Genomic DNA, 24,578 nt, shown 5'->3' with positions numbered 1-24,578 from the left:
TTTTATCAAGGAGTCACTATGACCGCTCGCAAAACCATGTTGCTCACTGGCGCAAGCCGGGGAATCGGCCACGCCACCGTAAAGCATTTCAGTGCCGCAGGGTGGCGCGTGTTAACTGTTTCACGCCAACCCTTCGATGCCAACTGCCCTTGGCCCGAAGGCCGCGATAACCACATCCAGCTCGACCTGGCTGACATCGATAGCGTTGATCGAAACATCAAGGAAATCCAAAGCCGTCTGGAGAGCGGACATGTGGACGCGATCGTCAACAATGCTGGGATTTCCCCCAAGCTGCCGGGGGGCGCCCGCATGGGCATTCTGACGACTGACTACAGCACTTGGTTGCAGGTCTTCAACGTGAATCTGTTCTCCACAGCATTGATTGCACGAGGTCTTTTCGACGAGTTGCGGGCGGCGCAAGGCATCGTGGTCAATGTCACCTCTATCGTCGGCTCTCGCGTTCACCCGTTCGCTGGTCCGGCTTATGCCGCGTCTAAGGCCGCGCTGCTGGCGCTCACCCGTGAAATGGCGCATGAATTCGGACCGTACGGCGTGCGCGTCAATGCCATCGCCCCCGGAGAAATCGATACTTCCATTCTGTCTCCAGGCACAGCCGAGATCGTCGAGCGGGATATTCCTCTCAAGCGCCTTGGCAAGCCTGAGGAAGTGGCCGCCACAATCTACTTCCTGTGCACGGCAGGTGCTGCGTACATCAGCGGCGCCGAGATCCCAATCAATGGAGCGCAGCATGTCTAAATTGCTCTCCAAGGTGTCTCAGCAACACGACAACCTGATCAACGGCGAATGGCTACCCGGCGCAAGCTACAGCGCCAATGTCAACCCCAGCAACCTGTTCGACGTCGTCGGCCAATTTACACAAGGTGATGCATCGCACATCGATGCGGCAGTGGCAGCTGCCACTGCCGCCTTCCCCGCGTGGGCCACCGGTAGCGTACAAGCCCGCTCCGATGCGCTGGACAAGATTGGCACAGAGATCCTAGCTCGCAAGAAAGAGTTAGGTGCTCTGCTAGCCCGCGAAGAAGGTAAAACCATGCCTGAGGGCATTGGCGAGGTCACTCGCGCTGGCCAGATCTTCAAGTTTTTCGCGGGCGAGTGCTTGCGCCTGGCTGGTGAGACTCTGCCATCAGTACGTCCCGGCGTTGGAGTAGAAATCACTCGCGAACCCGTCGGTGTCGTGGGTCTCATCACCCCTTGGAACTTCCCCATCGCCATTCCTGCCTGGAAGATTGCACCTGCGCTTGCCTTCGGCAACTGCGTGGTGTTCAAGCCCGCCGACCTTGTGCCAGCTAGTGCTTGGGCGCTGACCGAGATCATCAGTCGTTCGGGGATACCGGCGGGCGTATTCAACCTGGTCATGGGGCGCGGGCGGGTTATTGGAAATGCACTGGTCCAACATCCCGGCATTCATGCCATCAGCTTCACTGGCTCGACTGACGTCGGCCGTGCCATTGCACTGGAATGCGTGAAGTCCGGCAAGAAGGTGCAATTGGAGATGGGTGGTAAAAACCCGCAGGTCGTTCTGGACGACGCAGACTTGAACCGAGCTGTTGAGTTGAGCGTACAGAGCGCCTTCTACTCGACGGGCCAACGCTGTACGGCTTCCAGTCGCCTGATCGTCACAGAAGGTATCTATCCCAAGTTCATCGAAGCGATGAAGTTGCGCATGGCCAGGATCAAGGTGGGTGATGCACTGGGGCACGACACGGATATCGGCCCAGTTTCCAGTCAAAACCAGCTCGAACAGGATTTGGCCTACGTTGCCATTGGCAAGAGTGAAGGCGCCACTTTGGCCGCCGGCGGAGAGCGCCTGAAACTGTGCACCGAAGGTTTCTACATGTCGCCAGCGCTGTTCAGTGAGAGCGCACGGACCATGCGTATTAACAAAGAAGAGATCTTTGGACCGGTCGCCAGCGTCATCCGTGTCAAGAACTATGAGGAGGCCCTGGACACGGCTAATGACAACGAGTTTGGCCTATCAGCAGGTATTGCCACGACCAATTTGAAATACGCCGTCCATTTCAAGCATCACGTGCAGGCCGGTATGGTGATGGTGAACCTGCCCACGGCAGGTGTGGACTATCACGTGCCGTTCGGTGGACGCAAAGGCTCGAGCTACGGCCCACGGGAACAGGGTACTTATGCACGCGAATTCTTCACGACCGTGAAGACGTCCTACACGATGGCCTGAAGCCCCTGAACTCGCGATCTTGCGTTCTCATTGGAGTGGGTGAAATCTTTCGATCTGACGCGCAGACCAGTATTTCCTCATCCAACAGAGAAACGCACGTGGCATCCGGCATCCCCATGTTATGACCGACGTCATCCTATCGCGGCGTAATTCCGCCTCGCACTTTTCAAGGAGGAAATATGCATTAACACCATAGCCAGCCAATATGAAATACCACGAGCACCTCGCGAATGAATTTACGGATCAAAAGAAGATCTAGAACGCATCTCACGCCTATTGATGAAATGGGTTCTAGTCAAACTGGGAGAGAATATGAAGAAAAGCACTTTGGCATTGGCACTGCTGGTGTCCTCCGGAGCAGCTTCGGCGCAGTCTAGCGTGACAGTTTATGGCCTCATGGATACAGGAATCGGTTACACCAAATCATCCACGACAAAGAGCACTATTAGCATGGATAGTGGCAATTGGTACGGTTCGCGTATCGGTTTTAAAGGTACCGAAGATTTGGGTGGTGGGTTATCTGCCGAGTTTCGCCTCGAAACTGGCTTCAGTTCTGATACCGGTGCGCTGGGTCAAGGCGGACGGCTCTTTGGACGTCAGTCTTGGATAGGGATCAATGGTGGATTTGGCTCGGTCAAGCTCGGCCGCCAGTGGATTCCAGCATATATTACGCTGGGCGATATCGAGCCATTCGGTATTGGTATGGCAGGCGATGCCAGTTACTGGCTTGGCGCCAACGTATTTCAAGATATCGATATTCGCATGAGCAATGCCGTGAACTACAGCTTTTCTTCGCACGGAATGGAGGGCATTGTGACCTATGGAATGGGTGAAACTGCGGGAAGCATCGCCACTAATGCGCAGCTTGGAGGTTCGCTCGCATACAAGGCTGGACCTGTTGTTGCGGCTATTACGCACCACCAGGTGAAGGATGCGGCTGGTAGCGGCTACGCAAAGACAACGATTTTTGGTGGCTCTTATGACTTCGGGATTCTGACCGTGCATGCAGCAGCATCTGTCGACCAGACAGACGCAAATAATATTCGCACCTATGATCGCCGAAACGAAGTTGTTGGTGTCAGTGTTCCGATCGGCATGGGGAAGCTCATTGCAGACTTTATCTCGCAACAGAATAAATTGGGCATGAGTGCTCACCAATACGCTCTCGGCTACTACTACGAAATCTCCAAGCGGACTAGCGTGTACACATCGTACGCCTATGAAAACGGAAATAAGACGACGAAGATGAACGCCGGTATTAAGCACTTGTTCTAAATGCTCTATGGCACCTTTTGAACTGGATGGGCCTCGTTAGTGCGTACACGTTTGCAGCATCCTCCAAAGATTGGGGAGCGCCCCAATCTTTGGGATTTTCTTTTAGAACCCATTTCATCAATAGGCGAGTGCGAGCGAGTCCCGTTTGGGATGAAGTGCAAGGCGCGAATTTGGGTCAAGACTGGGCGTCTTGACCCAAATTCGTAACGCAGCAATTCGCCCAAACGGGCCGCTCCCTGCGGGTTCTGTCCAGAAAGGGCGCTGGCCGCGTTGCGCTCCTTGCGTGTGGCACCGCCACACGACGCGTCGCGCGCCTTGCCAGCGCCCTTTCTGGACAGAACGCATCTCACGCCTATTGATGAAATGGGTTCTAGTTGATTTCATTCCAGCTGCAGCGAGATGCGGGGCGAACAGACAGTAAGAATGGGTGACTACGATCGTGCTGCAGGAATCTTTGGATCGTTCACTACCTACCCGGATCGCGGCAAGTCCTCTTCTTTCGCTTTGTAGGAAGCCGAGAATGTTCCTTGCAAACGCATCCTTAGCGGCAGACCTTACTTAGCAAGGCCGACTCCACCAGAAGCCGCTTCAAGCGAGCACGTCAGGGCCCACTTCGTCGATGGATGTAGTGCCCAGCATTGCCATGTTGCGGTCGATTTCATCCCGGAGGAGAGATATCGCGTGTGAGACGCCAGCCTTACCACCGACAGCGGCGGCATAGATAAAGAGTTTGCCAAGAAACACTAACTGAGCACCATGAGCTAGCGCTTTGAGTGCGTCACTTCCCCGACGAACGCCACTATCCATCATCACTACCGCTTTGTGTCCAACTTCGTCGCAAATCTTTGGCAATGAAAGAAACGGCTCAACGGCGCCGTCAAGTTGACGGCCTCTGTGTTGGACACGGTGATGCCATCAGCCCCCATTGAAACGGCCTTCTTGGCATCCTCGGGGTGCAATATACCTTTTAGGACCAAGTTACCTTTCCACTGCCGGCGGATACGCTCGAGGTCTGACCAGGACAAATGGTCTCGTCCGTTGGTGTCACGCAGAGCTGAAGCAGAAAGAATTGGTGCTCCCCTGGTGGCGAATGAGTTTTCAAAGTGTGGCATACCGGTCGTTGCGAGCGTCCGAAGGAATGTCTGGAGCAGCCAACGTGGGTGGGTGGCCCCCTCCCATGCCAACTTCGCAGAGGGGCGAAGTGGCAATGAGAATCCGGCGCGAACGTTGTTTTCTCGATTTGCCCAGACGGAAATGTCCACGGTAACCACAAGCGTCTCATAACCTGCAGCCCCGATGCGCTCGAGCAAGGCGTCTCGTTTAGACTCGACTCCAGGGAGGTATGCCTGAAACCAAGTGTTAGGAGCTGTGGAATGAACCGTCTCCATCTTAATAAGCGACGAACCGCTCATGATGGCAGGTATATTTTCTGCAGCAGCGGCTTCTGCAAGGACAATATCTCCTTGATAGGCCGCTATGGCACTGACGCCCACAGGTGCAACTCCAATAGGAGAGTCGTATAGCATGCCGAAAATGTCGACCGCTTGAGCTCTCTTCGACACGTCAACGAGCACCCGAGGCTAAAACCTGACGGAGTCAAATGCCCTGCGATTTCCCGTCAGGGACTTATTGTCTTCAGCGGCCCCCGATATATACGCAAAAATAGGATGAGGTAGGACTTTACGGGCCGCCACCTCAAAATCATCCAGTGAAATAAGAGACCTCCACGGTATTGCCCGCCCGGCGCAGCTCGGCATAGCGCAGCATGGCGCGCACCGGCAGGCCGGTGGCCTTGAGCTTCTTCAGGAAGTCGATCCAGTTCAGGTCTTCCTGGGTGTAGCGGCGATGGCGGTTGTCGCGCCGCTCCACCGGATCGAGCAGACCGATGCGTTCGTAATAGCGCAGGGTATACACCGACAGGCCGGTCGCGTCGGCCGCTTGGGCAATGGTCAGGGAAGTCGTCATGGCAGCCAGTCTAGAAGTTGGAGTGCACTCGAAGTCAAGCGCTGCCTGCCATTATCGGCATCCTGGTCGGAGCGTGCTGGCGGCCGCGAGTTCATTGCCGCGCTGCAGTGGGCGGGGGGGCCTGCCAGCCAGTACAATGCGCGCTGCATTCATTTCTGCCCCGGAGACTTCGCGCATGCACATCGACGCCGCCACCCAACTTCTGCTCGACGCCCGCCACAGCGGCCTGGCCCTGGACTGGCGCCGGCTGGCCGTAGGCGATGCCGAAACCGCCTATGCCGTGCAGGACGCCCAATTGCGGCGCCTCGGGCCGGCTGGTGGCTGGAAGGTCGGCAGCAAGGGGGATGGCAGCCTGCCGGGCTGTGCGCCGTTACCGGCCTCGGGCGTAGTGCCGTCCGGTACGACGCTGGCCGGACCGCAGTGGCGCATGCGCGGGCTGGAAGTGGAACTGGCTCTGCGGGTGGGGCGTGATTACGATCCGGGCGCACGGGTGCCGGACGAGGCCGAGCTGCGCACGGTCTTTGATGCCATCCTGCCGGCCATCGAAGTGGTGGAGACCCGGCTGGGTCATCCGCCCTGTACCAATCCCTGGGCCGGCATGGCCGACCTGCAAAGCCATGGCGCCCTGGTGACCGGCATGCCGCAGCCGCTGCCGGCTGTGCTGTCGCTGCGCCAGGTGGCAGCCAGCCTCTTCATCGATGGTCAGGAAATCACCCGCACCCTTGGTGGCAATCCGGCGGATCTGTGGCCGATGCTGGGCTGGCTGGCGCTGCACTGCGCACGCCGCGGCCAGCCCTGGCGCCAGGGACAGATCATCACCACCGGTTCCTGCACCGGTCTGCAACGGGCGCGCGCCGGGCTGCAGGTCGAGGCGGCGCTGGAGGGCGTCGGCGCGGTCTCGTTCAGCTTCGCCGGCTGAACAGGCGGCGCTTTTCTCAGGCCATCAACTGGCCGATCAGACGGCCTACTTCCGCATGCACGGCATCGCGCCGGGCGTCGGTGGCCGCATTCTCCGTGAGATAGACCGCAAACAGCAGCGGCGCGCCCTTGTCCGTCCAGACCACGCCGACATCATTGGCCGTGCCCAGGCGGCCGGTGCCGGTCTTGTCGCCGGCCTTCCAGCCGGCCGGCAGGCCGGCATGCACGCGCTTGTCCCCCGTCTGGCTGGCGACCAGCCACTGCGTGAGCTGCTGGCGCGAAGCGGGTGTGAGCGTATCGCCCAGCACCAGCCGGCGCAGGTCGGCGGTCATGGCGGCCGGTGTGGTGGTGTCGCGCGGGTCGCCCGGGACGGCTTCATTGAGCGTGGGCTCATTGCGGTCCAGGCGGGTCAGCGCATCGTCCAGCGTACGCACGAAGCGGGTCAGTCCGGCCGGGCCGTCCATGGTCGCCAGCATCAGATTGGCGGCGGTGTTGTCCGAGAGGGTCACGGCCGCTTCACACAACTGCGCCAGTGACAGCCCTTCACCGCCGGTGTGCTTGCCGGTGACAGGAGAGTAGGGCAGCACATCCTGCCGGCCATAGACGATGCGGCGCCCCAGCTGATCCAGACCCTGATCCACGCGGCGCAGCACGGCAGCGGCCGCCAGCAACTTGAAGGTGCTGCACATGGGAAAGCGCTCATCGGCGCGATAGCCCCACTGTCGGCCTCCGTCGATATCCACCAGCGACACGCCCAGGCGGCCGCCGACATCGGCTTCCAGCCGGGACAGGGTGGTGGTGATGACGGATGCGTCCCCGGGCTTACTGGCGCCTTGTGGCTGTGCCGCCCAGCTGCGGCTGAGCAGGCCGCTTGCCGCCAGCGCCGCGAAGGACAGGAAATGGCGTCTTCCGGTCATGCTTTTTCCTTGATCAATGAGGGAAACAGGACTGCATCATAGGCAGTTGCAGCAGGTCTCACAATGCGCCGTCCTCGGGCGCATCGTATTTTGCAGATGGCACTGTCACAGGAGCGCGATCATGTGCGCCGTTTTTTTGGCGATGTTACATGCCATGACAACACGGCTGAACATTCGTTCGAGCCGCCACCGTAGGTGCAGATGAGATGATGATTGTGCGCAACACTGACAGCAATGTCAGAGAAATCCTGATAGACGCCAGGCCGGCATGCAAATAGAATAAATGATATAAACAATTTATACGGTTCGTGCCGGCCGTATGAATCAAAACCAAGGACAGCCCGGCACTGGCAGACACCCTCGGGGCCCTGCCATTCGTCAACAGTGAAAGGGGGTAAGTCATGCACTACTTCGCACAACTCTATCGCAAGCTGGTCGATTTCCTTAACGACTCCAGCGAACTCGATACCGGATCGCACCGCGGTGCGCCGCATTGCTGCAGCCTGTATTCAGGCTTGTCGAGCATGCCGCAGGATGAGCAGCGTCACTGAGCCGCCGCTCGTTACGCCTGCCTCACCTGACAACCCGGGCCGCGCCAGCGCCCGGGTTTTTCTTTGGCCCGGGGGCAACGTACTTCTCGCGCAGCGAGTTGCTGATCTTCATTGCTTTTTATCATTACGCGGTTTTTATTAAGAGTGTCATCAGGAATTTCCTGCTAATCAAGCGGCACGAGATGTAATACATTCGTGGAAGCCATGCGCGCGCTGCGGCCACGCCGGAGTGCGACGCCTTGCTGGCGGTCCAGCGAAGCAACTTCACTCAGGCTCAGATGACTCAAATCAAAAAAATCAGCGTCAGCGACTTGGCAGTGGGCATGTATTTTTCCGGATTCGATGCCCCCTGGATCGACAATCCGTTCTGGCGCACCAAGTTTCTCATCGAACACGCGGCGGACGTGACCCGCGCCCGCAACGCCGGCTTCGAATTTTGCTGGATCGACACGTCGCTGGGCCGGGATGTCAGCGTCGTCACCGATACCGGGACCGATGAAGCGGCCATCGCGCCGCCTGCACCGCCCATGCCGGAAAACGAATACCGCGAGGAATTGAACGAAGCGTTGCGCATCTACGAGAGCGCCAAGGAATCGACCCAGCAGATGTTCAAGCAAGCACGTCTGGGCAAGACCCTGGATGTGGAGCGATGCCAGGATCTGGTGGAGGAGATCGCCGCCTCGGTGACGCGCAATTCGAATGCGCTGCTTAGCATCATCCGTCTCAAGCGCGCCGATGAATATACCTATCTGCACTCCATTGCCGTATGCACCATGATGGTGGCGCTGGCCCGGACCATGGGCATGGACACCATCGCCTGCAAGGAAGCAGGCCTGGCCGGTTATCTGCATGACGTGGGCAAGGCCTTCATCCCGCTGGACGTGCTCAACAAGCCCGGCAAGCTGACCGACCAGGAATTCCGCATCATCCAGCGCCATCCCACGCTGGGCTACGAATATCTCAGTGGCTTTGCGGGCGTGCCCGATTACGTTCTCGACGTCTGCCTGCATCACCATGAAAAGATCGATGGCAGCGGTTATCCCGGGCGCCAGCAGGGCAACCAGATCGACCTGTATTCACGCATGGCGGCAGTGTGCGACGTGTATGACGCCATCACCTCGGACCGCAGCTACAAGGCCGCCTGGGACCCTGCCGAATCGCTGGCCCGGATGGCCAGCTGGACGGGCCACTTCGACCGTCCCATCTTCCTGACTTTCGTCAAGACGCTGGGCATCTATCCCATCGGCTCCATCGTCAAGCTGCGCTCGGGCCGGACGGCCCTGGTCATCCGCCAGAACCACAAGGATCTGACCAAGCCCGTGGTCAAGGCGTTTACCACCGCGCTGTCGATCGAGGCACTGGAAAGCGAGATCATCGATCTGTCTGCACCGGACCAGGATGACGTCATCATCGAACGCAGCGGGCAGGACTGGATTCGCAGCAACGGACTGGTGCTGGATTCCTTGAAGGCACTCTTGGAAGGTTTCGAAAGTGCGCCCGATCCCGGGCAATAGTCGCCACTGCCCGCCAGGATGGAAGAGGCAGGATGCGCTCTGCCGCAGCTGGCAAGAAAACTGAAGGCCGCCATTGAGGCGGCCTTCGCGTTTTGTCAGGGACCGCCTTCAGGGCGCGCCCAGGATGTGGGCGATGCGTTCGTCATTGGCCGGATGGCTGGAGAGATAGCGCGAGGCCGGGCCCTCTTTGCCTTCGCTTTCCAGCTTTTCGAACACCTGCGCCAGTTTCTGACGCGGCAGGCCATTGGCCTTGAACATGGCGATCGCGTAGTCATCGGCTTCGCGTTCGATGTCGCGCGAGTACTTCAGATCCAGCAAGACCGTGGGGATGTTGGCCAGCACCGCCGATACATCGCCGAACAGCACCGTGGCCGTGGCCGCGATGGCCGAACTCTGGATCAGCCGCCGCATCAGGTGGCGCCGGTGTACGTGACCAAGTTCATGTGCCATCACGCCCATGAGGGCGTCATCATCGTCCAGCAACTGCACGATCTCGTCGGTCACCACGATCTGGCCCGAGGGCAGCGCAAATGCATTGGGCCCGATGAGGCTCTTGCGGAACACGATCTGGTAATCCGGCGCATCGGCCAGCGGTGCCGTCAGGGCGCGAAAGCGCGCCGTGATGGCCTGAGCATGGCGTGCATCGAGCTGGCTGGGGGCCAGTACTTGCTGGTCGAGGAAGTCCAGCGTTCCTTGTCCGACCTGGCGATCCACCGCCACCGGCAGTAGCGCCGTGATGCCTTGCGCGGCCAGCGGCAGCAGATACACATAGCTCAGCACCACCACCGCCACCAGCGCCGCGCACGCTGCCAGCGCATGACGCCAGCTTTGCTGCAGCCGGACCACCCAGGAATCGCGATGGCCGGTGTCATGCAGCAGGGCGCTGAAGGCGGCGCCATCGATGATCTCCAGATAGGCGCCATCCGGAAAGCTGACCTTGCGCGCCGCCCGGTTCAGACGTTCGGAGACGCGCAACTGCGCAATCGGACAATCCCGTTCCACCTCGCCACGCACCTGCGCCACGCCGTCAGTAACGGTCAGCGTCACCTGGTGGCGCCTGGACGTCTTGCCATCGTAATAGGAAGCGGAGACCGTCATGGTTTACATCGACAGATCGAAGTCGAGCAGGTCGCCCAGGCCTTCACCAGTGGCCGAGCCGGGCGATTCGCTGGAGGCGATGAAGTCATCCAGGCTACCGGTCGGCAGCAAGGTGATTGACTCGATGCGATAGCGCATCATGCGGATCTGCGCAAAGGGGGTGAACAGGCCCAGCGTGAAGGCGATCGCCAGGACGTTGGTCAGCATGATGACCGCCGTGCGGCTCCAGCGCATGCGGCTTTGGAAGCGATGTTCGCCCAGACGGGTATTGTTCCAGACGAGGTTTTGCAGCAGGGTCACCCACAAAGGAATGATCAGGAAGGACCACACATAGAGCGCCAGCAACATCGCCACGAAGGTGAGGAGGATACGCCAGTCAAAGTGCTCCACGTGCAACAGTGCCGCACCGTCAAAGCTGAGGAAGATGATCACCAGGCCGGCGATCCAGCTGCCGATGCCGGCCAGGAAGGCCCGGTAGAAGGCGCCTACAGAACCGTGGAAGGAAAAGTGGGTCGCACCGAAGCGCGCTTCATTATGCTGGAAGCGCTTGAAGCGCTGCGCCGCCATCGGCATCAACAGGCCCACGCTGAAGCCGGAGATCATGGGCCACAGCAGGAAGTTCTTGAAGGCGCCGCCGAAGCTGCCGCGAAACCCGAAGCGAATGCCGCGGTAGCTGGTGTTGTAGAGCTTGAACTGCAGGCTGCGCCAGATCAGCCAGGGGCTGCCCAACATGAGTGCCAGCGCCGCGATCAGGCCCAGCAGAATGTTGACGTAACCGGCAAGCTGGTAGGCCACCAGCACGACGACGGCCAGGATGCGGCCCTTGAGGATGGCGACGGGATTGCCGTGATAGTCGAAGCTGGCGCCGGCCAATGAGGTGTTGTCGTAGAAGTAGCGCAGCCGCCGCACCTTGGCCCAGGCCGAATAGATGCCCAGGGTGACGATGGACAGCAGCAGGTTGACGATCCAGATGCGGAAATATTCAGAACCGCTTCCGGAAAAGGAAAACGCCTGCGGCGCGCTGTGGTCGGCCGAGTCGCGCAGGGCGGTGGCGAAACTAGCAGGCGTATTGGAAGCAGGAGGAGTCGGAACGGCGGAGTCAGGCAAGTCAGGTTGATCGTTCATGGAAGCGCTCGTGTTGGCTGTTGTAGGGAAGAGGTCTGCCGATGGGGTCGGGCAAGAATCCATTGCTCGCAAGTAAAAGTCAAGTTGCCCGGCAGCACCCTGCGTCTTGTATGGGTTTTGTAGGGGTGAGCCTCGCATTTGTTCGAGGTCCATTGGTATGACCTCCTGCAGAAATGCAGTGTTTGTGCGAACATTGCTGCCCACATGCGGTCAAGCCAAGGGCATGGCTGAGCTGAAAATGGCCTGGCACTGCCGCCCTGACCGACCGCATTGACGCCAAACACAAGTTTCCTGAACGCCGCCCGGCCTCAACGCCGGGGCGGCGTTTGCCAACCAAAGGAGCCTCCATGTCCACATCCTGGAACACCGCCGCCATCGCCGAGAAGCTCGGCATTGCGGCTTCCGATCTCGGTATCGAGACCATCGCCCACAGCGCCGATGGCATCGACTACGAAAGCGTCCTGCTCTACAACAAGGCCCATCCGCCGGTCTCGGGTGTGCTGAGCGTGCCCAACTATTTCGGTCTGCGCCAGCAGGCGCTGGAGATCGCCGCTACCACCATCGGTGCCGGTCATGCCATCCTGGTGGCCGATGTGTTCGGCAAGACCCTGCGTCCGACCAATCCGGATGAAGCGCTGGCGGCCATCATCCCGCTGAAGAAGGACCGGGCCGAACTGCGCAAGCGCATGCACGGCGCGCTGAAGGTCTTGCGCGAACAGTCCTTCGTCAGGCTCGACAGCGGCAAGCTCGGTGCCAGCGGCTTCTGCTTCGGCGGTACGGCGGCGCTGGAACTGGCGCGTGATGGCGCTGACCTGCGCGGCACGGTCTCGCTGCACGGCGCGCTCGATACCCCCGCCCCGGCCCAGAGCAAGGTCAAGGGCGCGGTGCTGGTGCTGCATGGCGTGCAGGATCCGTCGGTACCGCGCGATCAGGTCAATGGTTTCATCGACGAGATGAGCGCGCTTCAGATCGACTGGCAACTGGTCAACTATGGTCAGGCCGGCCACTCCTTCACCGACCCGGATGCCAATCATCCCGGCTTCTTCTACCACCGCCAGACGGCAGAGCGTGCGGCCGTGGCGTTGCAGGCCTTCTTCGCCGAAGTGCTGGCCTGATGTCTTCAGGCGGGGCCTTAACCTTGGCCCTGCCGATCTGTTCTCCACCCTGAGCGGCTGCGCCCGAAGGCTGCACAGGGGCAGCACCACAACAACAAGAGACGGCGCAGGTCCGGTCCGCAGGGGGAGGGTTCATCTTCGTGTGTGACCAGTCGTGTGAGCGTCCAGGTATTGCCTCGTCAAATCCCACGTCCAAAGGATACTCATGTCCCAAGATAAAGAGCCCAGGCGGCGCTTCCTGCGCCAGGTGTTGGCCATCGTCCCAGCCGCGACCACGCTAGGCGGCGCCACCACCGTAGCAGTCAGCCAACCGGCCATGGCCGACAGCAGCGAGCCGGGCAAGCCCCGCGCCTACACGCCCACCTACTTCACCGCGCCCGAATGGGCCTTCCTCAACGCCGCCGTCGATCACCTCATTCCCTCGGATCAGTATGGCGCCGGTGCGCTGGAAACCGGCGTGCCCGAGTTCATCGACCGCCAGATGGAAACCCCCTATGGCGCCGGCAAGCTGTGGTACATGCAAGGCCCCTTCCATCCGGACAGCGTGCCTGAACTGGGTTACCAGCTCTCGCTGGTGCCGCGCGACATCTATCGCCAGGGCATTGCCGCCTGCAACGACTGGTGCAGCAAGAACCACGGCAAGGTCTTCGCCGAACTCGACAAGGCCAGGCAGGTGGACGTGCTCAAGATGATGGAAGGCGGCAAGATCACTTTCGATACCGTACCGGCCAAGACCTTCTTCAGCTTCATGCTGGGCAATACCAAGGAAGGCTATTTCGCCGACCCGATGTATGGCGGCAACCAGAAGATGGGTGGCTGGAAGATGGTCGGCTTCCCCGGTGCGCGCGCCGATTTCGCCGACTGGGTGGACCAGTACAACGTCAAGTATCCATACGGCCCCGTGTCGATTCTGGGAGAGAAGGGCTGATCATGGCTATCAAAAAAGACAAAGTGGATGTAGTGATGGTGGGCCTGGGCTGGACCGGTTCCATCATGGGCATGGAGCTCACCGAAGCCGGCCTGAACGTGCTGGCGCTGGAACGCGGCGACATGCGAGACACCAATACCGATACGCCTTATCCCAAGGCGGTCGATGAACTGAAGTACTCGGTGCGCGGCGCGCTGTTCCAGGACCTCTCGCGCGAGACCGTGACGATTCGTCATACGCTCTCCGACGTAGCCGTCCCTTACCGCCAGCATGGTTCCTTCCTGCTCGGTGACGGCGTGGGCGGTGCCGGTTTCCACTGGAACGGCATGATGTACCGCAACCTGCCCGAAGAGCTGGAAATGCGCACGCACCATGAGCAGAAATACGGCAAGAAATTCATTCCCGAGGACATGACCATCCAGGATCATGGCGTGACCTACAAGGAGCTGGAGCCGTTCTACGATTTCTCGGAAAAGGTCATGGCCGTCTCCGGCAAGGCCGGCAATCTCAAGGGCAAGATCGTCCCCGGCGGCAATCCGCTGGAAGCCGAGCGCAGCGATGAATTCCCGACCCCGCCGCTGCAATACCAGTACAGCGCCTCGCTGGTGGAAAAGGCCATGCGCGACGTCGGCTATCATCCGTATCCGACACCGGCCGCCAATGCCTCGCAGCCCTTCACCAATCCGTATGGCGTGCGCATCGGTCCCTGCAACTATTGCGGCTTCTGCGAAAACTACGGCTGCTACATGTATTCCAAGGCCTCGCCGCAGACCACCATCCTGCCGGTGCTGTTGAAGCGCAAGAACTTCGAGGTACGTACCAAGGCCCAGGTCATCAAGGTCAACCTGGATGCCTCCGGCAAGCGTGCCACCGGCGTCACTTACATCGACGCGCAAGGCCGCGAAGTCGAGCAGCCCGCCGACCTGGTCCTGCTGACCGCCTTCCAGACCCACAACGTGCGTTTGCTGCTGCTCTCGGGCATCGGCAAGCCCTATGATCCGGTCTCCGGTGAAGGCGTGGTGGGCAAGAACTTCGCCTACCAGTACAACGGCGGCATCAACGTGGTCATGCCCAAAGGTACGCAGTTCAATCCCTTTATCGGCACCGGTGCCGGTGGCGTGGGCATGGACGACCTCAACGCCGACCAGTTCGACCACGGTCCGCTGGGCTTCATCGGCGGTGCCTCGATTCGTCACGTGCGTTACGGTGGCCGCCCCATCAAGCAGGCCGGCACCATGCCCGGCGAGAAGGTTCCCAACTGGGGTTCCGAATGGAAGGCCAGCGTGCAGGATGCCTACCAGCGCACGCTCACCATCGGCATGTCCGGTTCGGTGATGGCCTATCGCGATTGCTACCTGTCGCTGGACCCGACCTACAAGGATGCCAATGGTCAGCCGCTCTTGCGCCTGACCCTGAACTGGAAGGAGAACGAAGGCAAGATGCTGACCTACATCGCCGGCCAGATGGAAAAGGTCGGCCAGGCCATGAATCCGGAGAAGGTCGTCAAGGCCGTGCGCAAGACCGGTTCGTCCTGGGATACCCGGGTTTATCAGTCGACACACCTGACCGGTGGCGCCATCATGGGCACCACGCCCAGGAACAGCGTGGTCAACAAGTATCTGCAAAGCTGGGACGTGCCCAACGTGTTCGTCTACGGGGCCTGTGCCTTCCCGCAGAACATGGGTTACAACCCGACCGGGCTGGTCACGGCGCTGGCGTATCACTCCGCCCGTGCGATCCGCGAGCAGTATCTGAAAAACCCCGGCCCGCTGGTGCAGGCATAAGGATGACGACCATGATCAAGCATTATTTCATCGCCGCCTGCGCGGCAGTCATGTCGCTGTCCGCCTTCACCGCAGCAGCGCAGGGCAATCCGGCAGCGTCCCCGGTTGACCAGCAGCTGGTGCAGCGTGGCGAGTACCTGGCCAAGGCCGGGGACTGCGTGGCCTGCCACACCGCCAAGGGCGGCAAGCCTTTTGCGGGTGGCCTGCCCATTGCCACGCCCGTGGGCACGGTGTATTCCTCCAACATTACGCCGGACAAGGAAAACGGCATCGGCAGCTACAGCGAAGAGGATTTCGACAAGGCGTTGCGTCACGGCATCCGCAAGGATGGTGCGTCGCTTTATCCGGCCATGCCGTATCCCTCCTATGCCAGGGTCAAGCCGTCTGACGTGAAGGCGCTGTATGCCTACTTCATGAATGGCGTGCAGGCTGACCCCGCACCCAATCGCGGTGTGGACATCACCTGGCCGCTGTCGATGCGCTGGCCGCTGTCGATCTGGCGCAAGGTCTTCGCACCGGCGGTTGCGGTCGATGGCCCCGAGGACAACAGTCCTCTGGTCCGTGGCCAGTATCTGGTCGAGGGGCTGGGGCATTGCGGTGCCTGCCACACTCCGCGCGGCGTCGGCATGCAGGAAAAGGCGCTGTCCAACGACAGCAGCCTGTACCTCTCCGGTGGCGTCATCGATGGCTACCTCGCCAACAACCTGCGCGGCGACGCCCGCGATGGCCTGGGCAACTGGAGCGAGGCTGACATCGTGGCCTTCCTCAAGACCGGCCGCAACAGCCATTCCGCGGCCTTTGGCGGCATGGCCGATGTGGTGGCGCAGAGTACCCAGTACATGACCGAAGAAGATCTCTCGGCCATGGCCAAGTACCTGAAGTCCTTGAAGGCGGTGAAGGAGGGCACGGCCGCGCTGGCCTATGACGACAAGACCCACCAGGCCTTGCGCAAGGGAAGTGACCAGAGTCCGGGAGCGATGGCCTTCCTGAGCAACTGCGCGGCCTGCCACCGCAGCAGTGGCAAGGGCTATGACGAGACCTTCCCGACCCTGGCCTTGTCACCGACGGTCAATGCCGGGAACCCGGCGTCGCTGATCCGCATCGTGCTGGAAGGTGCCGAAATGCCCTGGACCCACAAGGCCCCGACGCAATTCGCCATGCCGGGCTTTGCCAGCCGCCTGTCGGATCAGGAAGTGGCCGATGTGGTCACCTTCATCCGCAGCAGCTGGGGCAACCAGGCGTCGTCGGTGAGTGCGTCCGATGTGGCCAAGGTGCGCAAGCAATTGCCGGAGAAGAAAGCGACGGAGGCGGGCAGTGCGCCGCTGGCCAGGCAGTAAGCCTTGAGGGACGGGCCTGTCAGCCGCTGCTCCAGGGCAGCGGCTGGCGGTCTGTGCAGCCTTGATCTCTGCGAGCCCACGTCTTCACGGACGTGGGCTTTTTTGATGGCTGTCAGAAGTTGGAGAAATCATCCAAATAATTTGAAAAACGAATCGCTGATTTTCGATTGCTGGCCGTTTTTTTCTGATCTTTTCCATGATGGCGCACGGGCCGAACAAGAATGGCGGCCCGTCATTGCACACCGCCCCCCTTCATGGATACCACCAGCCGTCTGCTCTCCCGCCTGATCCGCTTTTCTGCGGCAACGCGCTTGTACCGCCTGGATATTGCCGGTCAAACCGAGGACCGCTTCCTGGTCGAGGCCTATGCCGCTGTCGACGCCTTGCATGCGGTGGGCGCTACCGAAGTGATCGTCCTGAGCCTGGAGGCGGATGCAGCGCCGAGTTCCCTGCTGGGTCGCCGCGCCACGCTGGAGATGCGCCTGGCCGACGGCGGTGTCCGGCGAAGTACCGGGCTGATCCATGAAGTCGCCAAACTGGGTGGTGATGGCGGTTTCTGTCGCTATCGCCTGCGTCTGGCGCCCTGGCTCTGGCTGCTCACACAAGCCAGCACCAGCCGCGTCTGGCAAGACAAGAGCCTGCTGGAAGTGGTCGAAGACGTCTTCCGTGAATTCCCGCAACATGCCGACTGGCATTGGTCTGCCGATGCGCTGACGTGCCTGGGCCGCTTGCCGCTGCGCAGCTATACCGTCCAATACCGTCAGACGCATTTCGATTTCATCAGCCGCCTGCTGGCCGGTGAAGGGCTCTCATGGCGCATGGAAGAACATGCAGCCAGCCCGCAGGGACATCGCATGGTGATCTTTGCCGACAGTACTGCGCGCAGTTCCTTTCCCGAAGATGCGACCAGCGCGGCCCATCGCGGCATCCGCTTTCATGGCGCCCGGGAGCAGGAGCAACGGGACGTCATCCATGCCCTGGCCGCCTGCCGCAGCCTGCAAGCGGCCAGCTACACGCTGCTGGCCTACGACTACCAGAACAAACAAGCCATCGCCTCAAGCATCCCCACCCATCATGCATTCGGCGGCCGCGCTGCACCCTGGCTGGAAAGCTACGACAGCGCAGGCCCGTTCGCCCATGACGACGGCCACGCCGCAGACCGCCACGCACGCCTGATGATGGAAGCCGCCGAAGCCCGCAACAAGCTCTGGCGCGGACGCGGCACGGTGCGCAGCTTGCAGGCGGGATCGCGCTTCGCCTTGATGCAGGGACCGTTGGCCGGGCAGGAACGTGACTATGCCGTGCTCTCGGTGCTCGGTGTGGGCGTCAACAATCTGCCTGCGCAGACCGAAGCGGCACTGGCCGAATTGTTCGGCCCCTTGCCTGTCCTGCTGGACGAGGCCATCGCTGCCTGCCTCAAGACCACCGGGACGGCAGCGACTCTGGCCAGCGATCAGGACTTGATCGCGCTGGCGCGCCGCATGGGATACGCCAATGTGTTCGAAGCAATCCGCGCCGACATCCCCTGGCGCCCCGTGCTGGCCGATGGCACGGGCCTGGAGCGCCGGCCTCATGCATTGGCGCAGGGCAGCCAGAGCGCCATCGTGGTCGGCGACCGGGGGCAGACTCAGCCCAACGGTCCCGATGAACTCTGCTGCGACCGGCTGGGCCGCGTGCGCATCCGTTTCCACTGGCAGGGACGGCACGATGATGCGGCCGCGACCTGCTGGGTACGGGTGGGCCAGCGCTGCGCCGGACCGGGCATGGGGATGCAGTTCCTGCCGCGCATCGGGCAGGAAGTCCTCGTGCAATTCATCGAAAACGACCTGGAGCGACCGATTGTGCTCGGTGCCCTCTACAACGGCCGTGGGGAGGGCGGTGTCGCTGCAACGCCCGGTGGCGAGGTGAAGGTTTCTGCCGAAATCCAGATTTTTCAACAAGCCGGCGATACCGCCATCAGCGGCCAGGGCAATCTGGCGGGCGGTCACGCGCCGACCTGGCATGGTGCCAGTGCCGATCTCGACGGGCATCGCAATTCTGCTGCGCAATGGGGCATCCGCTCCAAGGAGTTTGGTGGCTGGGGATACAACCAGCTGCTCTTCGACGACAGCAACGACCGTGGCCGCATCCAGCTCAAGACCACCCAGGCCGGCACCGAACTGAACCTGGGTCACCTGATCCACAGCGCCGACAATTATCGCGGCAGCTTCCGTGGCACGGGCGTGGAATTGCGTACCGATGCCTATGGGGTGATACGTGCGGGACGCGGCATTCTGTTCTCCAGTTATCGGGTGGAACATCGCGCCCAGCATCGTGACCCCGCTGGAGACAACATGGGCCAGCGGGCGATGGCACGACAGGCTGCACACCTCAGCAAGACCTTCGGCGAGGCAGTCCGCACACATCGCACGGTGGGCATGGCAGAGGGACCCGATGCGATGAAGCAGGCCATTGACGGACAGGCCGAGATCGCGCAGCAGGAACTGCCTGCCACCAGCACGCCGCTGATCCAGATCGCTGCAAAGGAAGGACTGGGCGTGGTGGCCGGACAGCATCTGCAGATGGCCAATGGCGGGGGCGTCAGCCTGATCGTCGGACAGGATGCCCAGCACGTCAGTGGTCAGCAATTCCGGCTGCGCACGCAGCAGGCCATCGGATTGCTGGCCGGGGCAACTGCTGCCGGCGACCAGGGCATCGGCCTGCAGATGATCGCTGCACAGCGCGACATCGATGTGCAGGCACAGTCCGGCGGACTGGCCGTGCAGGCGCGTGATCAGTTGCGGATCGTCAGCGCCAATGCGGGCGTGAACTGGGCAGCGGCCCGCAGGATCACGCTGGCCACGGCGGGTGGGGCCAGCATCGCCATCGAGGGTGGGAACATTACGGTGTTGTGTCCGGGGAAGATCACCATCCATGCCGCGCAAAAGCTGTTTGATGGGCCGATCCGGGGCAACGTCATCTTGCCGCAGATGCCCGGTGAGGTGTGCAGGGAATGCCTCTTGAAAGCCGCCCGTCAGGGCGCACCGGGGGTGTTGAAATGAGCGAGGACATCTTTGGCCTCCTGCATTGGAGTGATTGCTGCATTGAACGTCGGCATTACGCGTATCTGCTCATCGATGGCGCGCTCAACGAGGGCCAGCATCGCAGGCTGCAAGTCATGGGTATCCGTTTCACGTCCTTGTTCGAGGGTACTGCGGAAGAACACTTGCCGGACGTGGCGCCCTGGTTGATCGAGTTGACAGGGCTTGCTCTCCCACAGCGCCAGAGGCTGATCCAATGGGCCAGCGTCCTGGCGCGCAAGCTGCCTTGTCTGAGCTGGTATGAGAGTTCCGGTGCCATCGATGATTTCGCCCGGCACCTCCGTCATTTTCACTGCGTCGGATTGAGTGACCACCAGACCATGCTGATGCGCTGGTATGACACCCGCATCCTGCCGGTCTGGATGGAGGTGCTGACCGGGCCGCAACGCGCACTGTTCACTCGTGGCATGCAGTCGGTCGCCTGTGTCGATGCGGACGGTGCTGTGCGCGATCTCTACGCCAGCCCGACAGGGCAGGCCAGCGGTGCAGCAGGGGTGCCGGACATGCCGATGCTGATGCTGGATGACCGGCAGTTCGCCCTGCTGCTCGAAGCCCGGGCGCTGGATACGCTGATTCATGAGATTGGCTTGCGTGCACCGGGCCGTTGGCATCGCATAGCACAGGCCCGCAAGCTGGATTTTGTGGCCCGTCATCGCGACGCGGCGCTATGTGCCGGCGTAAAGGATTCTGAGCGTCAACTGTATTACGTGCTGCTGGCCGTCTTCACGTCGGGAAAGGCCGCGCAGCATCCGGCCGTGATGGCGCTGATGCAAGCGCCGCCTGAAGCGCTTCCCGATTTCATCGACGCGATCCGGCAACTTCCGGGAGAGGTGTTTCTCACGGGTGAGCCGTTGTGGATGACCGAGCCGATAGAGGACGAAGCGGGAGGGATGGCATGAGCCCTGTCGTGTTGTATCGATGGAGCGCGAGGACGGCAATGCCGTCTTTGTTCGGCAGGCTCTTGCTGGTGATCGTCGCGCTGTGGCTCGCCGCTTGCGATGCTCGCGGACCTGCTGAGCGTGCGCAAGAGCATGACAGCGTGACGGTATCGACCGATGCGGTGAACTACATGCACGATTGGGGCTTGGGCTACACCTTGTTCAATCAGGCGGATAACCAGCCTGTCGGTGGCGGCATCCTTGGATTTCTGGAAGGGCCGGGCGGAAAGGGATGTTGCTTGAAACTTCCGAAGAAATGGAAGCCAGGCATGCAGGTCAGGGTGGAGTGGCAGAAGTCGGACAAGAAGATGACGGAGGAGACCATGCGGATCAAGGTCTTGGAAATTCCTGAGTACGACAAGCCGGGTGATCTGTATGTCGCCTTCTATCCGGGCGACGAGCTTGAGGTGGTGGTTTCGTGGGTTGAACCTGGACATCCAGAATGGAGAGGGCGAGAACGGGAGCTTCCATATGAAGCATGTCTATCGAAGATGCCGAAGAAGGTATGCGAAAAGGAACTTCCTAAATATCCTCCGATGTCGCATGAGCGCATGGTGTCCTCGATAAGGAAATCCTGCCAACCAGAAATGCTTATGAAATCTCCCGATCCAATTGGTTATTCGGCTAGATGCCAGACTTGGGTGCAGGAATGCAAACTTGAAGGAAATGTTGATAGAAAAATGTGCGAGCTTGATTACGTGGAGGAATAAATGAATGCAAGATTTACGGAAGTGTCGAGGGAGAATTTCTCTGACATGCATGTTCCTGAGAGGTTTGAAGAGCGCAAGAACTTGAATATTCCTCTAGAGATAGCCTGCGAAGAAGACCTCTTCCTAGGCTTCTTCTTCGACGGAACCAACAGCAATAAATACCGCGACACCCCCACCTTCGCCAGCAGCAATGTCGCCCGGCTCTACGAGGCTTGCTTCGGCCATCTAATACCACTCCAAATGCGACGCTGTGAGATGAGCGTGCTCGCTCGAATATCGCTCAATCTAAGGATTTCGGTATGAAAATAATTTATAAAGTTTTTTGTCTTCTTCTCCTTGCAGGCTGTGGTCGCGAAGAAGCCAACCTCACAAATTTAGCTGATCCGGAAAGCGTGACGGTATCGACCGACGCCGTGAACTACATGCACGACTGGGGCCTGGGCTACACCTTGTTCAATCAGGCGGATAACCAGCCTGTCGGTGGCGGCATCCTTGGATTTCTGGAAGGGCCGGGCGGGAAGGGATGTTGCTTGAAACTTCCGAAGAAATGGAAGCCAGGCATGCAGGTCAGGGTGGAGTGGCAGAAGTCGGACAAGAAGATGACGGAGGAGACCATGCGGATCAAGGTCTTGGAGATTCCTGAGTACGACAAGCCGGGTGATCTGTATGTCGCCTTTTATACGGGCGACGAGGTTGAGATCGTGGCTTCATGGGTTGAACCTGGACATCCTGAATGGAGGGGGCGAGAACGGGAGCTTCCATATGAAGCATGTCTATCGAAGATGCCGAAGAAGGTATGCGAAAAGGAACTTCCCAAATACCCACCTGGTTCAGCTGAACACGCAGCACTGAGGATGCGACGCGCATGCAAGCCTGAACGACTACAAGCCGAGGCTGATCCAGTTGATGCAGAGGCTATTTGCCAGCTATGGGTAGTGGAGTGCAAAAAAAGAAAATTCGTTGAAGAAAAAATGTGCGAGTTAGATTTTGAGGAGGAATGAAATGTATGCGCGATTTTCCGAGGTATGTCCTACGACTTGTCTTCAGCTCTCATCACGTCAAGATTATGAAAAAAATTTATCTCTCCAATTCTCTCAACTAGGGAAATGCGAAGAAGACCTCTTCCTAGGCTTCTTCTTCGACGGCACCAACAACAATAAATACCGCGACACCCCCGCCTTCGCCAGCAGCAATGTCGCCCGGCTCTACGAAGTCTTCCCCGGTCATCCCACCGTTCCCCAACTGCAACTCGGCAAGGTCGGCACCCCCACGCCCGACCTTCCACCGGCCTGGCCCACCCGTGTTTCGGCAGAGGCCCGGCCTTACTATCGCAAGACCTATGTGCCAGGCGTAGGCACGCCCTTCATCGAACTGGGCGACAGCGGAACGGGAACCGACGAAACCCTGGGCCTGGCCATGGCCGCCCACGGGCAGGCCCGCATCGACTGGGCCTTGCTGCAGGTCGGCAATCACGTTGCCGCCGCCTTGCTCGGCCATCCCATGAGTTCGCCCTTGCAAGACGACAACCTGAAGGTCATTGCGCTGACAGGCAGTGGTATGCACCGCAAGGAAGCGGCCTGGGCGCTCAGGCATGGCATCCACCAGCTGCGCGAAGAGCGACTGCGCCAGCTCATCGGGGTACGCCTGAAGAACAAGCCCACGGTACGCAAGATCCGTCTGTCCGTCTTCGGTTTCTCGCGCGGTGCTGCGGAGGCGCGCGTCTTCTGCAACTGGGTGCTGCGCTATCTCGGCAGCCACTATGCCGGGCTTGCGTTGGTGATCGATTTCCTCGGCATCTTCGATACCGTGGCGTCGGTCGGTCTGGCCCATTCCTTCCCGCTGATGGACGGGCATTTCGCCTGGGCCACCCCGGACGACCTCGCCATCCATCCCGCCATCGGGCGCTGCGTGCATCTGGTGGCAGCGCATGAGGTGCGCGGCTCCTTTCCGCTGGATGCGGCCTCGGGCGAGAACGTCAAGGAAGTGGTCTATCCCGGTGTGCACTCCGATGTCGGCGGTGGCTATCCGCCCAATGACCAGGGGCGCGCCATCGGCGAGGGCCGGGCAGGCGATGCGCGCAAGCTGTCGCAGATTCCATTGGCGCAGATGTACCGCGAAGCACTGATCGGTGGCGTGCCCTTGCTGGATGAGGCCGAGATGATCGATCTGCGCAAGCGTATGTTCCACGTCGATCCCGCCACGCTATCGGCCTTCAACGCCTACGTGGAAGCGACCCGCCAGGGGAGCGGCAAGCCCGAAGGCCCATTGTGGCTGGTGGAGACGCAGCCGCAGGAATCGCTCAAGACCATCATCCGCCGCCACTACGGCATCTACCTGCGCTGGCGCAAGAGCATGCTGGGACAGATGCACCAGTTGCCGGGGCTGACGCAATCCTTTGATCCACCCCACAAGAAAGCCCAGGACATCAACGACCAGAAGATCGTCGACGGCGATCTGCTCAAAGAGCTGGGATTGATGCAGACGATGCGTGTAAGCGGCAGGGATCAGGTCTTGCCCTATCCGGGCAAGCGCAAGGACTGGGAGGACGGCGTATCACAGGCGTGGTACGCCAATACGCCCGTCAAGCCGGCCGAGAAACTGTTGTTCGAGACCCTGGTACACGACTCGCGTGCGTGGTTCAAGCCGCTGGGCGCCGATGACAAATTGAGCAATCTGCGCAAATATCAGGCCCAGACTATGCGCGAGGTTCAGGATCATCTGGATGAAATTTCTCTGGAGATACGTGCGTTGGAAGAGAGGCAGGCCAGCCAGCGGCTGCTCCCCGCACAGGCCGGCAGGCTGGACGAGTTGAAAAAAGAAAGACAGCGCGAGCAGGATCGCCTGAGCGCCCTGCAACAGAACAAGACCTATGTCATCGCCGACGGCGGTCATGAATATCATTGGATGTGGGGCTATCTGCGCTGGCGGATGATCTATTCCGGTAATCATCCCCGATCCCGCGAACAAAAGCCGAAACCCCGTACCTCCTCCGTGAACCGCTCTGCGCGCAGTGCGACAAGCGCTTCCTCTTGATGCAGTCAGCTACCCCAAAACGAAGAGGCCGCCCGCTACTGGCGGCCGGCCTCTTCGGATGACCATCAGGTGCAACGAAGT

General features: G+C 60.4%; 19 protein-coding genes and 2 pseudogenes. 16 read left to right on the top strand and 5 right to left on the bottom strand.

Annotation, left to right across the window (positions count from 1 at the left end; all coding sequences use genetic code 11):
- Window positions 1-18 precede the first annotated feature (18 nt).
- From AACH55_RS17555 to AACH55_RS17545, 3 genes are all read left to right on the top strand, one after another.
- Window positions 19-756, top strand: a complete 738-nt coding sequence (locus AACH55_RS17555) for an SDR family oxidoreductase (RefSeq protein WP_338715943.1) — start codon at window positions 19-21, stop codon at window positions 754-756.
- Entirely contained in the window at window positions 749-2,209 is a 1,461-nt protein-coding gene (locus tag AACH55_RS17550; RefSeq protein ID WP_338715942.1) for an aldehyde dehydrogenase family protein, read from the top strand. The genes AACH55_RS17555 and AACH55_RS17550 overlap by 8 nt, the downstream gene beginning before the upstream one ends.
- A 312-nt stretch (window positions 2,210-2,521) precedes the next feature.
- A complete protein-coding gene (locus AACH55_RS17545) occupies window positions 2,522-3,484 on the top strand; it encodes a porin (protein WP_338715941.1) in 963 nt (320 codons plus the stop codon).
- Window positions 3,485-4,072: 588 nt separating this feature from the next.
- On the opposite strand, the pseudogene AACH55_RS17540 reads toward AACH55_RS17545, so the two are convergent.
- Both AACH55_RS17540 and AACH55_RS17535 read right to left on the bottom strand, forming a co-directional pair.
- Window positions 4,073-5,241: pseudogene (locus AACH55_RS17540) on the bottom strand (alpha-hydroxy acid oxidase).
- Window positions 5,207-5,449, bottom strand: a pseudogene (locus AACH55_RS17535) (MerR family transcriptional regulator); the annotation flags it as partial. The pseudogenes AACH55_RS17535 and AACH55_RS17540, both read right to left, overlap by 35 nt.
- A gap of 175 nt (window positions 5,450-5,624) precedes the next feature.
- On the opposite strand from AACH55_RS17535, the gene AACH55_RS17530 reads away from it, so the two are divergent.
- On the top strand, window positions 5,625-6,368 hold the full coding sequence (locus AACH55_RS17530; protein WP_338715940.1) for a fumarylacetoacetate hydrolase family protein: 744 nt from the start codon (window positions 5,625-5,627) through the stop codon (window positions 6,366-6,368).
- Between the two features lie 16 nt (window positions 6,369-6,384).
- Here the strand turns inward: AACH55_RS17530 and bla are convergent, their stop codons facing one another.
- Entirely contained in the window at window positions 6,385-7,284 is a 900-nt protein-coding gene (gene bla, locus AACH55_RS17525; protein ID WP_338715938.1) for a class A beta-lactamase, read from the bottom strand.
- 401 nt (window positions 7,285-7,685) lie between these two features.
- Here bla and AACH55_RS17520 point away from each other — a divergent pair, with 401 nt between their 5' ends.
- Window positions 7,686-7,835 carry a hypothetical protein gene (locus tag AACH55_RS17520; RefSeq protein ID WP_338715937.1) on the top strand — a complete coding sequence of 50 codons (150 nt, stop codon included), beginning with the start codon at window positions 7,686-7,688 and terminating at the stop codon, window positions 7,833-7,835.
- 278 nt (window positions 7,836-8,113) lie between these two features.
- On the top strand, window positions 8,114-9,349 hold the full coding sequence (locus AACH55_RS17515; protein WP_338715936.1) for an HD-GYP domain-containing protein: 1,236 nt from the start codon (window positions 8,114-8,116) through the stop codon (window positions 9,347-9,349).
- Window positions 9,350-9,457: 108 nt separating this feature from the next.
- On the opposite strand, the gene AACH55_RS17510 is transcribed toward AACH55_RS17515, so the two are convergent.
- Window positions 9,458-10,447 (bottom strand): M48 family metallopeptidase, encoded by a 990-nt coding sequence (locus AACH55_RS17510; RefSeq protein ID WP_338715935.1) that lies wholly within the window; start codon window positions 10,445-10,447, stop codon window positions 9,458-9,460.
- 3 nt (window positions 10,448-10,450) lie between these two features.
- On the bottom strand, window positions 10,451-11,572 hold the full coding sequence (locus AACH55_RS17505; RefSeq protein WP_338715934.1) for a YjgN family protein: 1,122 nt from the start codon (window positions 11,570-11,572) through the stop codon (window positions 10,451-10,453).
- Window positions 11,573-11,919: 347 nt separating this feature from the next.
- Here AACH55_RS17505 and AACH55_RS17500 point away from each other — a divergent pair, with 347 nt between their 5' ends.
- From AACH55_RS17500 to AACH55_RS17455, 10 genes are all read left to right on the top strand, one after another.
- Window positions 11,920-12,687, top strand: coding sequence for a dienelactone hydrolase family protein (locus tag AACH55_RS17500; RefSeq protein ID WP_338715933.1), 768 nt, complete (start codon window positions 11,920-11,922; stop codon window positions 12,685-12,687).
- Between the two features lie 205 nt (window positions 12,688-12,892).
- Window positions 12,893-13,615 (top strand): gluconate 2-dehydrogenase subunit 3 family protein, encoded by a 723-nt coding sequence (locus AACH55_RS17495; RefSeq protein WP_338715932.1) that lies wholly within the window; start codon window positions 12,893-12,895, stop codon window positions 13,613-13,615.
- A gap of 2 nt (window positions 13,616-13,617) precedes the next feature.
- Entirely contained in the window at window positions 13,618-15,399 is a 1,782-nt protein-coding gene (locus tag AACH55_RS17490; RefSeq protein ID WP_338715931.1) for a GMC family oxidoreductase, read from the top strand.
- An 11-nt stretch (window positions 15,400-15,410) separates the two neighbouring features.
- On the top strand, window positions 15,411-16,736 hold the full coding sequence (locus AACH55_RS17485) for a cytochrome c (protein WP_338715930.1): 1,326 nt from the start codon (window positions 15,411-15,413) through the stop codon (window positions 16,734-16,736).
- Between the two features lie 254 nt (window positions 16,737-16,990).
- Window positions 16,991-19,777 carry a type VI secretion system Vgr family protein gene (locus AACH55_RS17480; RefSeq protein WP_338715929.1) on the top strand — a complete coding sequence of 929 codons (2,787 nt, stop codon included), beginning with the start codon at window positions 16,991-16,993 and terminating at the stop codon, window positions 19,775-19,777.
- A complete protein-coding gene (locus AACH55_RS17475) occupies window positions 19,774-20,715 on the top strand; it encodes a DUF4123 domain-containing protein (protein WP_338715928.1) in 942 nt (313 codons plus the stop codon). Before AACH55_RS17480 ends, AACH55_RS17475 begins: the two co-directional genes overlap by 4 nt.
- Window positions 20,712-21,464: a DUF3304 domain-containing protein gene (locus tag AACH55_RS17470; RefSeq protein ID WP_338715927.1), complete on the top strand. Its 753-nt coding sequence runs from the start codon at window positions 20,712-20,714 to the stop codon at window positions 21,462-21,464. Before AACH55_RS17475 ends, AACH55_RS17470 begins: the two co-directional genes overlap by 4 nt.
- On the top strand, window positions 21,465-21,767 hold the full coding sequence (locus AACH55_RS17465; RefSeq protein WP_338715926.1) for a hypothetical protein: 303 nt from the start codon (window positions 21,465-21,467) through the stop codon (window positions 21,765-21,767).
- A complete protein-coding gene (locus tag AACH55_RS17460) occupies window positions 21,764-22,465 on the top strand; it encodes a DUF3304 domain-containing protein (RefSeq protein ID WP_338715925.1) in 702 nt (233 codons plus the stop codon). Before AACH55_RS17465 ends, AACH55_RS17460 begins: the two co-directional genes overlap by 4 nt.
- 1 nt (window position 22,466) lies before the next feature.
- Window positions 22,467-24,497, top strand: a complete 2,031-nt coding sequence (locus AACH55_RS17455; protein WP_338715924.1) for a DUF2235 domain-containing protein — start codon at window positions 22,467-22,469, stop codon at window positions 24,495-24,497.
- Window positions 24,498-24,578 lie beyond the last annotated feature (81 nt).

Origin of the sequence: Herbaspirillum sp. DW155 (genome assembly GCF_037076565.1) — a bacterium.
Classification (GTDB): domain Bacteria; phylum Pseudomonadota; class Gammaproteobacteria; order Burkholderiales; family Burkholderiaceae_D; genus Herbaspirillum.
The sequence above is the reverse complement of the archived record's forward strand: the minus strand, read 5'-3'. Positions and strand labels throughout refer to the sequence as shown.

Excerpts from the sequence above, each read along its gene's own strand:
- AACH55_RS17485 (WP_338715930.1), top strand. The coding sequence starts at position 15,411 with ATGATCAAGCATTATTTCATCGCCGCCTGCGCGGCAGTCATGTCGCTG.
- AACH55_RS17515 (WP_338715936.1), top strand. The coding sequence starts at position 8,114 with ATGACTCAAATCAAAAAAATCAGCGTCAGCGACTTGGCAGTGGGCATG.
- AACH55_RS17505 (WP_338715934.1), bottom strand. The coding sequence starts at position 11,572 with ATGAACGATCAACCTGACTTGCCTGACTCCGCCGTTCCGACTCCTCCT.
- AACH55_RS17545 (WP_338715941.1), top strand. The coding sequence starts at position 2,522 with ATGAAGAAAAGCACTTTGGCATTGGCACTGCTGGTGTCCTCCGGAGCA.
- AACH55_RS17460 (WP_338715925.1), top strand. The coding sequence starts at position 21,764 with ATGAAAATAATTTATAAAGTTTTTTGTCTTCTTCTCCTTGCAGGCTGT.
- AACH55_RS17530 (WP_338715940.1), top strand. The coding sequence starts at position 5,625 with ATGCACATCGACGCCGCCACCCAACTTCTGCTCGACGCCCGCCACAGC.
- AACH55_RS17455 (WP_338715924.1), top strand. The coding sequence starts at position 22,467 with ATGTATGCGCGATTTTCCGAGGTATGTCCTACGACTTGTCTTCAGCTC.
- AACH55_RS17480 (WP_338715929.1), top strand. The coding sequence starts at position 16,991 with ATGGATACCACCAGCCGTCTGCTCTCCCGCCTGATCCGCTTTTCTGCG.
- AACH55_RS17465 (WP_338715926.1), top strand. The coding sequence starts at position 21,465 with ATGAATGCAAGATTTACGGAAGTGTCGAGGGAGAATTTCTCTGACATG.
- AACH55_RS17475 (WP_338715928.1), top strand. The coding sequence starts at position 19,774 with ATGAGCGAGGACATCTTTGGCCTCCTGCATTGGAGTGATTGCTGCATT.
- bla (WP_338715938.1), bottom strand. The coding sequence starts at position 7,284 with ATGACCGGAAGACGCCATTTCCTGTCCTTCGCGGCGCTGGCGGCAAGC.
- AACH55_RS17490 (WP_338715931.1), top strand. The coding sequence starts at position 13,618 with ATGGCTATCAAAAAAGACAAAGTGGATGTAGTGATGGTGGGCCTGGGC.
- AACH55_RS17555 (WP_338715943.1), top strand. The coding sequence starts at position 19 with ATGACCGCTCGCAAAACCATGTTGCTCACTGGCGCAAGCCGGGGAATC.
- AACH55_RS17510 (WP_338715935.1), bottom strand. The coding sequence starts at position 10,447 with ATGACGGTCTCCGCTTCCTATTACGATGGCAAGACGTCCAGGCGCCAC.
- AACH55_RS17470 (WP_338715927.1), top strand. The coding sequence starts at position 20,712 with ATGAGCCCTGTCGTGTTGTATCGATGGAGCGCGAGGACGGCAATGCCG.
- AACH55_RS17520 (WP_338715937.1), top strand. The coding sequence starts at position 7,686 with ATGCACTACTTCGCACAACTCTATCGCAAGCTGGTCGATTTCCTTAAC.
- AACH55_RS17550 (WP_338715942.1), top strand. The coding sequence starts at position 749 with ATGTCTAAATTGCTCTCCAAGGTGTCTCAGCAACACGACAACCTGATC.
- AACH55_RS17500 (WP_338715933.1), top strand. The coding sequence starts at position 11,920 with ATGTCCACATCCTGGAACACCGCCGCCATCGCCGAGAAGCTCGGCATT.
- AACH55_RS17495 (WP_338715932.1), top strand. The coding sequence starts at position 12,893 with ATGTCCCAAGATAAAGAGCCCAGGCGGCGCTTCCTGCGCCAGGTGTTG.